Raw genomic sequence first — 12,675 nt, 5'->3', positions numbered from 1 at the left:
TGGGTAGGTAGGCTACCTATCTAGTTTACGCCGATCGGGTGCCGTTGGCGAGTGCCGGCTTCGGGGCGAGGTTCGCGGGAGGGCATCGGGACGGCGCGGGGCGCATGGAGCTGGATCGGTTTCGTTCAGGCGGGGAGTCCTGCGGGGCGCAGGGCATGGCGCGGGCTGTCGATGCCGAAGTCCCCCGTAGAGCGCCTGGTGCGGCCCTTGGCCGAGCGCAATACCTTGCTGTGGCACGCCCATTGTCGGGATGGCCGCAGCGCGGCGGCACGCGTTGGATGGGTTGCCTGTGTGATTTTCGCCGGGTAAGATGCGCTCCACTGTATTAACGCATTAGTACATTATGAAGCGCCGATCGATCGATCCCGAGATGCCTGCCGAGTCCGCCGAGCTCAGTCTTTGCGAGGCTCTGCTTTCGCTGAAGAACGCCGATGAGATGTCGGCCTTCCTGCACGACCTTTGCACGCCCGCTGAGCTGGAGGTCATGGTCGACCGCTGGCGCGTCGTGCCTTACCTGCTTGAAGGGGTGTCCTATCGCGAGATTCACGAGCGCACGGCGGTAAGCATCACCACCATCGGGCGTGTGGCGCGTTATCTCAATGCTGGCGCGGGCGGATACCTCGCTGCGGCGGCTCGTGCGGCTCGTCGACGCTCAGCAAGTAATAAGGCCAAGGCATGAAGGCGCGCGACCGACTGCGTATTGCGATGCAGAAATCCGGCCGACTTACCGAGCCGGCATTGGAACTGCTCAACCGTTGTGGACTCACCTTCCGCCAGAGTCGCGACAAGCTTTTTTGCTTCGGCGAAGGCGAGCCCGTCGACCTGCTGCTGGTGCGCGATGACGATATCCCCGGCCTGATCGCGCAGGGCGTATGCGACCTCGGCATCGTCGGGCGCAACGTGCTTGACGAATACCGTTTCACGGCGGGCCTGGGTGGCCCGGCACTCGCCGAATGGCGACCGCTGGGCTTCGGCCGCTGCCGGTTGTCGGTCGCTGTGCCACAGGAAGTCGACTACCGCGACGCATCGCAGTTGCAGGGCATGCGCATCGCTACGTCGTATCCCGGCCTGCTGGGCGAGTGGTTGCGCGAGCGCGGTGTCGACGCGGGCGTGGTGACGCTGGCTGGCTCGGTTGAGATCGCGCCGCGACTTGGCACCGCGGATGCCATCTGCGATCTGGTGCAGAGCGGCGGCACCCTGGTGGCCAACCAGTTGCGCGAAGTGGATGTGCTGCTGGAGAGCGAGGCCGTGCTGGCCGGTCCGCAGGCACTGCCTTCGGATGAGCGTGGCGACATGATTGAGTTGCTGCTCAAGCGGCTCGACGGTGTCATCCAGGTACGCGAATCGCGTTTGCTTCTGCTGCAGACCTCGCGCGGCTCGCTCGATGCGGTCATCCGGCTACTGCCTGGCGGACCGCAGCCGACGCTGCTACCGGTGGCGGGACAGCCCGACCAGCTCATGCTGCAGGCGCTATGTGCCGGTGAGGTCAGCTGGCGACAGCTGGAAGAAATCAAGAAGGCTGGTGCACGCGAAATGTTCGTGCTGCCGGTCGAAAAGATGCTTGCGTAACGCAGGCGGACTGAACGAGCGAAACCTATGAATCGCCTGGACTGGAATACCTTAGATACGCGAGGGCAGTGCGCGGCGCTGTCACGCCCGGTGCAGTCGCGCGCTGAAAGCCTACGTGCCGGCGTGGAGCAGATCATCGCCCGCGTGCGCGCTGACGGTGACGTGGCCTTGCGCGAACTTACCGCGAAGCTTGATCGCTGTGCGCTGCATGCCATCGAGGTATCGCAGCGGGAGTGGAACGAGGCGGAAGCCCGGCTTGCTCCTGAGTTGAAAGCCGCCATCGACGAGGCGGCATCGCGCATCGATGCCTTCCATCGTGCGGCTGCACCGCAACCAGTGGCGCTAGATACTGCCCGTGGTGTACGCGTCGAGCGCATGCTGCGCCCCATACAGAGGGTGGGCCTGTACGTACCCGCTGGCAGCGCGCCATTACCCTCCACCGCGTTGATGCTGGGCGTGCCCGCGCGTATTGCGGGTTGTGCGGAGGTGGTGCTGTGCTCGCCGGTGCGGCCGGATGGTCGCTGCGATGACGCTGTCTTGTACGCCGCACGCGTCACCGGCGTACACCGCGTCTTTAAGCTCGGCGGCGCGCAGGCCATTGCGGCCATGGCGTATGGGACGGAATCCGTGCCCAAGTGCGACAAGCTGTTCGGCCCCGGCAATGCCTGGGTCACCGAGGCCAAGTTGCAGGTATCAGCCGACCCTGAGGGCGCCGCCATCGATATGCCGGCTGGCCCGTCCGAAGTGCTGGTGATCGCAGACGACAGCGCCAACCCGGCGTTTGTCGCGGCGGACTTGCTCTCACAGGCAGAGCACGGCCCCGATTCGCAGGTGATCCTGCTCAGCCCCTCGCTCGCGATGTTGGATGCGGTCGAGGTGGAAGTGGCGAGCCAGTGCGCTGTCTTGCCCCGGGCAGGCATCGCGGAGCAAGCCCTGTCGCAGAGCCGCCTCATTGCGGTGTCGTCGCTCGCGCAGGCGGTGGAGGTCAGCAACCGCTACGCGCCGGAACACTTGATCGTGCAGGTCAACGAACCGCGTTCGCTGCTTGGCTCTATTGAAAGCGCGGGCTCGGTGTTCCTCGGCCCGTGGACCCCTGAATCCGTCGGCGACTACTGCAGTGGCAGCAATCATGTGTTGCCGACCTACGGCTATGCACGCAGCTACAGCGGCGTCTCCGTGGCCAGCTTCCAGAAGCAGATCACCGTGCAGGAATTGTCGCCGGAAGGCTTGCGCGCCATCGGCCCCTGTACGGCGACCCTGGCGGCCGCAGAGCAGTTGGAAGCCCACCGGCGTGCAGTAACGCTGCGGTTGGCGGCGCTGGAGGACGCAGCATGAGCGTGCTCGATCTTGCGCGTGAAGAAATCCGCGCGCTCCAGCCGTACTCGTCCGCGCGCATGGAGGCCAGTGGGGGACGCGTCTTGCTCAATGCCAACGAGTCTGCATGGGCGCCACTGGGTGATCATGACCTGTCGTGCAACCGTTACCCAGATCCGCAGCCCGCGGCGCTGGTCGATGCGCTTGCGCGGCTATACGGAGTGCGCGCCTCGCAGGTGCTGGTAGGGCGGGGTAGTGATGAGGCGATTGATCTGTTGGTGCGCGCGTTCTGTCGCGCCGGACAGGACGCCATCGCCATCCAGCCGCCGACCTTCGGCATGTACGCGGTGAGTGCACGTATCCAAAACGCCGGCGTCGTCACTGTGTCCCTCGATGCGGACTTCAGGCTGGATGCGGATACGGTGCTGGCCACCATGACGCCCGCGGTCAAGCTGGTGTTCGTATGCACGCCCAACAACCCGACCGGGCAGCTGGTGCCATTGAGCGACGTGGAGCGTCTTGCGCGCGAACTGCGTGGCCGTGCGCTGGTCGTGGTCGATGAGGCATATATCGAGTTTTCCGATGCTCCGAGCGCGGCATCGCTGCTGGACCGATATGACAACCTCGCCGTGCTACGCACGCTTTCGAAGGCCTGGGCGCTCGCGGGTGCGCGCGTGGGTATGCTGTTGGCGAATGAGGACGTGATTGCCTTGCTCCGTCGCATCATGGCGCCGTATCCCTTGCCGAGCCCATGCGTGGCCTTGGCGTTGGAGGCATTGTCCGAAGCCGGGCAGGTCGCAGCCAGATCTCACATCGCCATCGTGCTGGAGCAGCGCGAACGCATGGCGCTTGCGCTTGCTGGTACACCGGGTGTGCGGCAGGTGTTGCCTTCGCAGGCCAATTTCCTCGCGGTGCGATTCGACGAAGCAGGTGCGGTATATCGGTGCTTGCTTGATGCCGGCATTGTGGTGCGCGACATACAGCGCTACCCGCAACTTGAAGACGCACTACGCATCACGATCGGCAAGCCGGAGGAGAACGACCGCGTGCTCGACGTTCTGAACAATCAGGCATGGACTGCCCGCGAACAGGCCAACGGAACGGTGACGGGATCATTCACATGAGTCGCAAGATTCTTTTTATCGACCGCGATGGCTGCCTGATCGAAGAGCCAGAAGACTTCCAGATCGACAGCTACGAGAAGTTCGCGCTACTGCCGGGCGTGATCGCAGCGCTGCAACGCTTCATCGCTGCAGGCTACGAGTTGGTCATGGTCACCAATCAGGATGGCTTGGGCACGAACAGCTTTCCGGAAGCCGATTTCGTCGGGCCGCACGAGCTGCTGATGCGCATCCTGGCTTCGCAGGGCATCGCCGTGCGCGATGTGTTGATCGATCGCAGTTTTCTGCACGAGCGTAAGGACACCCGTAAGCCGGGCATCGGCATGATGCGCCACTACCTTGCCGACGATGGCTGGAGTCGCGCGGCGTCGGCCATGGTGGGTGATCGTGAAACGGATCTGCAGTTCGCCGCCAATATGGGTGTGCGTGGCTTTCGGGTCGGCTCGCACGGGCTGGCGTGGGAGGAGGTTGCGCACCAGTTGCTCGATGCTCCGCGCATGGCCACGGTGGAGCGCAATACGCGGGAAACGCGCATCACGGTGAGCGTGAACCTCGACAAGACGGTGGAGCCGCAGGTGCACACCGGGCTGGGCTTTTTCGACCACATGCTGGAGCAGATCGGCAAGCACGGCGGTTTCGCGCTGGCACTGCGTTGCGATGGCGACACTCATATCGACGAGCACCACACCATCGAGGATTGCGCGCTGGCCTTGGGCCAGGCGTTGCGACAGGCGCTGGGCGACAAGCGTGGCATTGGCCGGTATGGCTTCGTGCTGCCCATGGACGAATCGCAGGCGAGCGCGGCACTGGATCTTTCCGGTCGACCCTACTTTGTCTTCGATGGACAGTTTCCGCGTGAACGCGTCGGTGACATTCCCACCGAACTGGTCCCGCATTTTTTCCGTTCACTTTGCGAGACGCTGGGTGCCAACCTGCATTTGAGCGTACGCGGTGAGAACGCGCACCACATGGTGGAAGCCTGCTTTAAGGTGGTGGCCCGCGCGTTGCGCCAAGCGATACGTCGCGAAGGTAGCGAACTGCCGAGTACCAAGGGAGCACTTTGATGAGCGTGGTGCTGGTGGATGCCGGCGGTACCAATATCGGCTCGGTGCGCTATGCATTGCAGCGGCTGGGTGTGGATGCCGCGCTCACTTCGGATCCCGTATCCATCCGCTCGGCAGACAAAGTGATTCTGCCCGGCGTGGGCGCAGCCGGTCCTGGTATGGCTCGCCTGCGCGAGTTGGGTCTGGTGGAGTTGATGCGTTCGCTGACGCAACCCGTGCTCGGGGTTTGTCTGGGCATGCAGCTCCTGTGCGAGCGCTCGGAGGAGGGCGATACCGCTTGTCTTGGTGTGATTCCGGCAACCGTGACGCGTTTTATTGAGCAGCCGGGCCTGCGCGTGCCGCACATGGGCTGGAACCGCCTGCAGCGCCGCCGTGAGCATGGCTTGCTGCAAGGAGTGACCGATGGCGATTGGGCGTACTTCGTGCACAGCTACGCGGTCTCTACGGGGGACTACTCCCTGGCCACCACGGAGTATGGCGGTGAGTTCGCTTCGGTGATCGCGCGCAGCAACTTCCACGGTATGCAGTTCCACCCCGAGCGTTCGGCCCAGGTCGGCGCTCGCCTGCTGAAGAACTTCCTCGAGCTATGAGTTTCACCGTCATTCCCGCCATTGATCTGCGTGCTGGTCGCGTCGTTCGCCTGAAGCAGGGCGACTATGCGCAGCAGACGACATACGATTTCGATCCGCGTGCGCTGGCCCGCGACTATGCAGCGGCGGGCGCCGATTGGCTGCATCTGGTCGACTTGGACGGTGCGCGCGGAGGCAGCCTTGAAAACCTTGCGGTGATCGAAGCGATTGCCCGCGACGGTATGCGCATACAGGCCGGCGGTGGCGTGCGTTCCGAGGCCGACGTGCAGCGCCTGCTCGGTGCCGGTGTGTCTCGCGTGGTGCTTGGCAGTCTGGCCATCCGTGAGCCGGAGACGGTGGAAGGATGGCTGGCCTCGCGTGGTGCCGATAGGTTCACGCTTGCACTGGACACGTTGTATCGCGATGGCGCGTGGACGTTGCCCAGCGCTGGCTGGACGGAAACGGAATCGCGCACGCTGGATGATCTCGCTCCCTGGTACGCGGCGCATGGGGCTACACACTTGCTATGCACCGACATTGATCGCGACGGCATGCTGGCCGGTTTCAATCTGGATCTCTACCGGTATCTCGCCGCGACGGTGCCGACCATGGCGGTGCAGGCTTCCGGCGGCGTGCGCTCGCTGGACGATATTCGCGCGGCGCGCGAGGCCGGGGCGCGAGGGGTGATCCTTGGCCGAGCCCTGCTTGAAGGCCGCTTCAGCCTGAAGGACGCATTGTCATGCTGAGCCGTCGCTTGATTCCCTGCCTGGACGTGCGTGACGGCAAAGTCGTGAAGGGCGTGCGTTTTCGCGATCACGTGGTGATGGGTGAGATCGTTGATCTCGCGCTGCGCTACCGCGACGAAGGCGCCGACGAACTGGTGTTCTACGACATCACGGCCAGCCCGGAAGGGCGCAGCGTCGACCGCGGCTGGGTAGAACGCGTGGCCAGCGTGATCGATATCCCGTTTTGTGTCGCGGGCGGCATCCGCAGCGTGGATGAGGCGAGGGCAGTGCTGCATGCCGGTGCCGACAAGATCTCGGTGAACTCGCCGGCGCTGGAGCGTCCCGGACTTATCGACGAACTGGCTGCTGCATTTGGCGTGCAGTGCGTGGTGGTGGGCGTCGACAGTCTGCGCGATGCCGATGGCGAATGGCGCGTGCGCCAGTACACCGGCGATCCTTCACGCACACAGGCACTGCCGCGCCGTACGCTGGATTGGATCGTAGAGGCGCAGCAACGCGGCGCGGGCGAGATCGTGCTCAATTGCATGGGCAGCGATGGCGTGCGGCAGGGCTACGACCTGGAACAGCTCATGGTGGTGCGTAGCCTGTGCAACGTGCCGCTGATCGCCTCGGGAGGCGCCGGCGCACCGGAACATTTTCGTGATGCGTTTGTTGAGGCGGACGTTGACGGCGCGCTCGCGGCGAGCGTGTTCCATTCCGGCGCGATCACCATTCCCACGCTCAAGCAGGCGCTGGCCGACTGGGGCGTGGACGTAAGGTTGTAACCGAACAACGACTTGTTGCCCCGGACAGCCGAGAGGGGCGAGTTAACGTGGCCGAGGCATGTCCACCGGTCGCCGATCAGCCCGTTTTCAGAAGAGATTCGCCATGAACGCATCCACCCTTGATCCCTCCCGACTCGACTGGGCTAAAGGCGACGGCCTGCTGCCTGCCATCGTCCAGCACTGGTTGACGGGCGAGGTGTTGATGCTGGGCTACATGAATGTAGAGGCGCTGGTCGCCACGCAAAAGAGCGGCCACGTGACCTTTTTCAGCCGCAGCAAGCAGCGCTTGTGGACCAAGGGAGAAACCTCTGGCCATGTGCTGGCGCTCAAGTCCGTGCGCATGGATTGCGATGCCGACACCTTGCTGGTGCTCGCCGAACCGCATGGCCCTACCTGCCACAACGGTACCAGCAGTTGCTTCGGCGACGAGGTACAACCACCGCTCGGATTCCTGGCTGAACTGGATGCGTTGATTGCACAGCGACACGCAGAGCGGCCGGCGGGCAGTTACACCACCAAGCTTTTCGAGGGTGGCATTCGCCGCATGGCGCAGAAGGTGGGCGAGGAGGGCGTCGAGACAGCGCTGGCGGCTGTGGCGCAGGACGACGATGCCCTGCTCGGGGAGGCTGCCGACCTTGTCTATCACCTTGCCGTGGCCTTGCGGGCGCGCGGGCTGGGTCTGTCCGACGTCGCGGGCGTGCTGTCGCAACGTCATGCGGTTCGCGTCGCGTCATAACCTCTCGGGAATGAGGTGCGCTACAAGTCCACGTATGACTAGCGCAGCCTTAACGGATGCTGTGGTTTCTTAGAGCCTGTTCAATGTCTCCACGTGGCCCGCGCCGGAAGCTGTTTGCCCGCAGGACAAGGAAGAACGAAGGAGTGTACGTCCGTACACGACTGAGTGATGACGCAGACCTGTGGGCAAATAGACCCGGCCCGAAGGGTTGTCCACCAAAGCGCCCAGCGAGCAGTCCGCAGCTTGACCTGACCACCAGTCAGGCGCGGCGCTACGGCCCGCTCGCTGGGCGCTTTGGGTGGACAACGCGGGCCACGTGGAGACATTGAACAGGCTCTTTTTCCCGGGCACGCTGATAGGCCGGGGATACACCATGCCAGATCGTTTCATGAGCCGTTGAGCAAGGTTGAGTCACCCGGCTGCCATGCGATGTGAAGGCAGCCTTCACCCGAGATTTCTTTCCAGGGGACGCAACTCGTAGTGACCTGCCGAGAGCAGATCGCGTGGGGTTCGTGTCCCCCTTTTGAGGACGGCGTTATGGCAGATGTCGCAGTGATCGGTGGTGGGGCGGCGGGTGCCGCAGCATTCGGCGAACTGCTCGCGCGGTTCGACGGCGGCACGGTGCACTGGATCGTGGGACAGCACGCGCCGGGACGGGGCGTGGCTTACGGCACCGGTGAGGATCAACATCTTTTGAATGTACGTGCTTCGGCGATGGGGGTTTTTCAGGAGCACGGTGAGGATTTTATCCAGCACGCTTCGCGCCAACTGGGTCAGGTGAAAGGCACAGATTTTCTGCCGCGACGCATCTTTGGTGATTTCATCCAAGCCCAGGTGGGCGCGCGCATCGATGCGGCGCGTCGTGCGGGACGCAGCTTCCGCATTCATCCGGAGAGTGCCCGCGAAGTTGTCTCTCGCGGGCCGGGCGGTTATGCCGTGCGCGTCGGTGCCGATCGTTGGCTGGAAGTGGGCAAGGTGGTGTTGGCGGTGGGCGCATTGGCGCAGCGTCCGTTGCGCACGGTGTCCACCACGGCGCTGGCTAGCGGGGCCTATGAACTCGATCCGTGGCGGCTGGATCGACATACCCAGGCACCACGCCGGGTGATGGTGATCGGCACGGGCCTGACGGCGGTGGATACGGTGCTGTCAGCTGCGCTCAGATGGCCGCATGCGGAACTGGTTGCGGTGTCGCGCCACGGGTTGTTGCCCTTCACCCACTCTGCCTTGCCACTGGCGCCGTATGCGCGACAGGACGCGCTCAATCGCGCGCTGCTGGCCAGCGACGGCCCCGCTCGAATGTTCCGTCAAGTACGTGAAGCCTTGAGCGACGCCGAAGGCCCTGAATGGCGCAGCATCATCGACGGTATGCGGCCGATCAATGCGCAGCTGTGGCAGGAACTCTCGCACGCGCGTCGCCGGCAGTTTCTCCGCCATGTGCGCTGGATATGGGAAGCCGCGCGGCATCGGATGGCGCCGGCGACGGGCGAGGCGATCTATCAGTTGCAGGAGGAAGGTCGTCTGCAGGTGCTCGCCGCACGCGTGTTGGATGTGGACGGCACGGCACCGCTGCAGGTGACGCTGCGCGAGCGCTCCACGCAATTGGTGAGCGCGCTGGAAGCAGATCTGGTCATCCAGGCGACAGGGCTGGACACGGCCGTGGCTTATGGTGCGCACGACTTGCTTTCGCAGTTGCTGCGCGATGGTTTGGCGGCGGCAGATGCCCTGCAACTGGGTGTGCTTGCTCAGCCCGACGGACAATTGACCGATGCCGATGGACGCCCGCTGCCCGGTTTGTACGCCATCGGCTCGCTGGTTCGCGGCAACCTGTGGGAGTGTACGGCCATGCCGGAAATTCGCGTGGCGGCGCATCGCTTGGCGGTACAGCTGTCGCAGGCAAGTACGTTTCCCCGCGAAAGTGCGAACGAGTTGCCTTGAGATAGATGCACGGCGTCGGTACGCCTTCATGCGCAAATCAGACGCTTCGGTGCTGATGTTGCGCAAGGTCGCGACATGACGATATGCCATATTGCGATTTCGAAGCTTTGCCCGCCGACGTTAGTCTGCGGCTCCATTGTTCCGCAGGAGGCGCCATGAAGAAGTTCTTCCTCGTACTGCTCGCCGCCGCCAGCGTACTGCTGTCGGCTGCCGCCTTCGCCGGGGACGTAGCGCTGCTCAACGTCTCCTACGATCCGACGCGCGAACTGTATCGACAGGTCAACACGGCGTTTGCGGCGCAATGGAAGGCGCAGCACGGCGACACCGTCAACATCCGGATGTCGCATGGTGGTTCGGGCAAGCAGGCGCGCTCCGTGGTCGACGGGCTTCCCGCTGACGTGGTGACGCTCGCGCTGGCCTACGACATCGACGCGATTGCCGATCGCGGCCTGCTGGCGAAGGACTGGCAGAAGAAGTTGCCGGACAATGCCACGCCTTACACCTCGACCATCGTGTTCCTCGTGCGCAAGGGTAATCCCAAGGGCATCAAGGACTGGGCCGACCTCGTGCGACCGGGCATCCAGGTAGTAACACCGAATCCGAAATCCTCCGGCGGTGCGCGCTGGAACTTCCTCGCGGCCTGGGGCTATGCACTGAAGCAACCGGGTGGCAGCGACGCCACCGCCAAGGTTTATGTGAAGGAGCTGTACAAGCACGTGCCCGTCCTGGACACCGGCGCACGCGGCGCCACCAACACGTTCGTGCAGCGTGGTGTCGGCGACGTGCTGATTGCGTGGGAGAACGAAGCGTTGCTTGCGAAGCGGCAGTTGGGCGGTGACACCTTCGAGATCGTGGTGCCGTCAGTCACCATCGTGGCCGAACCGCCGGTGGCCGTGGTGGACAGCAACGTGGACAAGCACGGCACGCGCGCGGTCGCGCAGGCTTACGTGGAGTTCCTGTACTCCCCGCAGGGGCAGGACATCGCCGCCAAGAACTTCTATCGCCCGCGCTCGCCGGAGGTGGCGGCGCGTTATGCCAGCCAGTTCCCAACCACGCATACGTTCACCTTAGGTGAGTTGTTCGGTGACTGGCGCCAGGTGCAGGCCAAGTTCTTCAGCGATGGTGCGATCTTTGATCAGCTGGGGCCGGGAAGCTAACGTCATGCGAAGGCGCGTGCTTCCGGGATTTGGTCTCAGCCTCGGCTACGCGGTGGCTTATCTCGGGTTGATCGTGCTGCTGCCGCTGGCAGCGTTGGCGTGGAAGGCGTCCGGCATCGGGTTCGAGGGATTGGTGCGGTTGCTGTCGGCACCGCGCACGCTGGCTGCGCTGCGATTGAGTGTGGGCGGCGCCGTCGTGGCGGCGCTCATCAATGTCGTGATCGGCCTGCTGGTGGGCTGGGTGCTGGTGCGCTATCGCTTCCCCGGGCGACGCCTGTTCGATGCCCTGGTGGATCTTCCTTTCGCTCTGCCAACGGCGGTGGCCGGCATTGCGCTGACCACGCTTTATGCCTCCAACGGTTGGCTGGGGCGATGGCTGGAACCGTTGGGCATCAAGGTGGCCTATACGCCGCTCGGCGTATTTGTCGCCATGGTGTTCGTCGGCTTTCCGTTCGTCGTGCGTACCTTGCAGCCTGTACTCTCCGCGCTGGAGCGCGATGTGGAGGAGGCCGCGGAAAGCCTGGGCGCGCAGCGCTGGCAAACTTTTTTTCGCGTGATCCTGCCCATGCTGGCGCCGACTCTGTTGACAGGTTTTGCATTGGCGCTGGCGCGCGCCGTGGGCGAATACGGTTCGGTGATCTTCATCGCCGGCAATATTCCGATGCGTTCGGAAATTGCGCCCTTGCTGATCGTGCAGAAGCTTGAGCAGTTCGATGTGGCGGGCGCCGCGGCGCTGGGTGTGGCCATGCTGTTGCTGTCGTTCGGCTTGTTGGTGCTGGTGTCGCTGTTGCAACGCTGGAGCCGGCGTTGGGCGGAGCGGGCGGCATGAATGCCCGGAAACCTTCGCGTCCGGTAGCGTGGCCCCGCCGCGTGGTGCACTTCGTACTCATCGTGCTGGCGTTGTTATTTCTCACGCTGTTCCTGCTCTTGCCGTTGGCGACAGTTTTTGTCGAGGCATTTCGGCAGGGCGTCGTGCCTTACCTTGACGCCATCAAGGAGCCCGAGGCGTTGTCCGCGATCCAGCTGACGCTGCTGGTTGCGGCGATTGCCGTGCCGATGAATGTGGTGTTCGGTGTTGCCGCTGCCTGGGCCATGACGCGCTTCGAATTTCGCGGCAAGGCGTTGCTCGGGGCCTTCATCGACCTGCCGTTTTCCGTGTCGCCGGTGGTTTCTGGCTTGGTCTATGTGTTGCTGTTCGGTGCGCAGGGTTGGTTCGGACCGTGGCTGGACAGTCATGGCATCAAGATCATCTTCGCCGTGCCGGCGCTGGTATTAGCGACCATGTTTGTCACGTTGCCATTCGTTGCGCGCGAACTCATTCCACTGATGCAGTCGCAAGGTAGCGAAGAAGAAGAGGCGGCCCGTGTACTTGGCGCCAGCGGCTGGCAGATGTTCTTCCGCGTCACGCTGCCCAACATCCGCTGGGCGCTGCTGTACGGCGTTCTGCTGTGCAATGCCCGCGCCATGGGCGAGTTCGGCGCGGTTTCGGTCGTGTCGGGTCACATACGTGGGCTGACCACTACGATGCCGTTGGAAGTGGAAATGCGTTACAACGAGTACGAATACGTCGGTGCCTTCGCGGTCGCCTCGTTGCTGGCCTTGCTGGCGCTGGTGACGCTGGCGGTGAAAACCCTGCTGGAATGGCGCTACGGTGATGAGATCGCCGCGCACGCTCCCGGCGGGCATTAAGAGGGCCACGC

At 63.8% G+C, this 12,675-nt stretch carries 13 protein-coding genes; all 13 read left to right on the top strand.

The genetic code is table 11. The features are described from left to right. Nucleotides 1-343 precede the first annotated feature (343 nt). Nucleotides 344-679, top strand: coding sequence for a YerC/YecD family TrpR-related protein (locus tag DYST_RS05190; RefSeq protein WP_239950534.1), 336 nt, complete (start codon nt 344-346; stop codon nt 677-679). Beyond that, nucleotides 676-1,569, top strand: coding sequence for an ATP phosphoribosyltransferase (gene hisG, locus DYST_RS05185; RefSeq protein WP_102304433.1), 894 nt, complete (start codon nt 676-678; stop codon nt 1,567-1,569). The genes DYST_RS05190 and hisG overlap by 4 nt, the downstream gene beginning before the upstream one ends. 27 nt (nt 1,570-1,596) lie before the next feature. Continuing rightward, nucleotides 1,597-2,904: a histidinol dehydrogenase gene (hisD, locus tag DYST_RS05180; RefSeq protein WP_239950532.1), complete on the top strand. Its 1,308-nt coding sequence runs from the start codon at nt 1,597-1,599 to the stop codon at nt 2,902-2,904. Then, nucleotides 2,901-4,007, top strand: a complete 1,107-nt coding sequence (gene hisC, locus DYST_RS05175) for a histidinol-phosphate transaminase (protein ID WP_239950530.1) — start codon at nt 2,901-2,903, stop codon at nt 4,005-4,007. Before hisD ends, hisC begins: the two co-directional genes overlap by 4 nt. Next, complete coding sequence (gene hisB, locus DYST_RS05170) at nt 4,004-5,068, top strand: bifunctional histidinol-phosphatase/imidazoleglycerol-phosphate dehydratase HisB (RefSeq protein WP_239950528.1); 1,065 nt, start codon at nt 4,004-4,006, stop codon at nt 5,066-5,068. The genes hisC and hisB overlap by 4 nt, the downstream gene beginning before the upstream one ends. Then, nucleotides 5,068-5,658: an imidazole glycerol phosphate synthase subunit HisH gene (gene hisH, locus DYST_RS05165; RefSeq protein ID WP_239950527.1), complete on the top strand. Its 591-nt coding sequence runs from the start codon at nt 5,068-5,070 to the stop codon at nt 5,656-5,658. Before hisB ends, hisH begins: the two co-directional genes overlap by 1 nt. Next, nucleotides 5,655-6,383: a 1-(5-phosphoribosyl)-5-[(5-phosphoribosylamino)methylideneamino]imidazole-4-carboxamide isomerase gene (gene hisA / locus DYST_RS05160; RefSeq protein WP_239950525.1), complete on the top strand. Its 729-nt coding sequence runs from the start codon at nt 5,655-5,657 to the stop codon at nt 6,381-6,383. Before hisH ends, hisA begins: the two co-directional genes overlap by 4 nt. Then, a complete protein-coding gene (hisF, locus tag DYST_RS05155; RefSeq protein WP_239950523.1) occupies nt 6,377-7,147 on the top strand; it encodes an imidazole glycerol phosphate synthase subunit HisF in 771 nt (256 codons plus the stop codon). Before hisA ends, hisF begins: the two co-directional genes overlap by 7 nt. A 103-nt stretch (nt 7,148-7,250) precedes the next feature. Then, the gene (hisIE, locus tag DYST_RS05150) at nt 7,251-7,883 is read left to right on the top strand and encodes a bifunctional phosphoribosyl-AMP cyclohydrolase/phosphoribosyl-ATP diphosphatase HisIE (RefSeq protein ID WP_239950521.1); all 633 of its coding nucleotides are present in this window, start codon (nt 7,251-7,253) and stop codon (nt 7,881-7,883) included. A gap of 537 nt (nt 7,884-8,420) precedes the next feature. Then, nucleotides 8,421-9,818, top strand: coding sequence for an FAD/NAD(P)-binding protein (locus tag DYST_RS05145; protein ID WP_239950520.1), 1,398 nt, complete (start codon nt 8,421-8,423; stop codon nt 9,816-9,818). 155 nt (nt 9,819-9,973) lie between these two features. Beyond that, the gene (locus DYST_RS05140; protein ID WP_239950518.1) at nt 9,974-10,975 is read left to right on the top strand and encodes a sulfate ABC transporter substrate-binding protein; all 1,002 of its coding nucleotides are present in this window, start codon (nt 9,974-9,976) and stop codon (nt 10,973-10,975) included. A 4-nt stretch (nt 10,976-10,979) separates the two neighbouring features. Beyond that, nucleotides 10,980-11,804, top strand: coding sequence for a sulfate ABC transporter permease subunit CysT (gene cysT, locus DYST_RS05135; protein ID WP_102304423.1), 825 nt, complete (start codon nt 10,980-10,982; stop codon nt 11,802-11,804). Further along, a complete protein-coding gene (cysW, locus tag DYST_RS05130) occupies nt 11,801-12,664 on the top strand; it encodes a sulfate ABC transporter permease subunit CysW (protein WP_102304422.1) in 864 nt (287 codons plus the stop codon). The genes cysT and cysW overlap by 4 nt, the downstream gene beginning before the upstream one ends. The last annotated feature ends 11 nt before the right edge of the window (nt 12,665-12,675 follow it).

Source organism: Dyella terrae (assembly GCF_022394535.1).
Lineage (GTDB): Bacteria > Pseudomonadota > Gammaproteobacteria > Xanthomonadales > Rhodanobacteraceae > Dyella.
The sequence above is the reverse complement of the archived record's forward strand: the minus strand, read 5'-3'. Positions and strand labels throughout refer to the sequence as shown.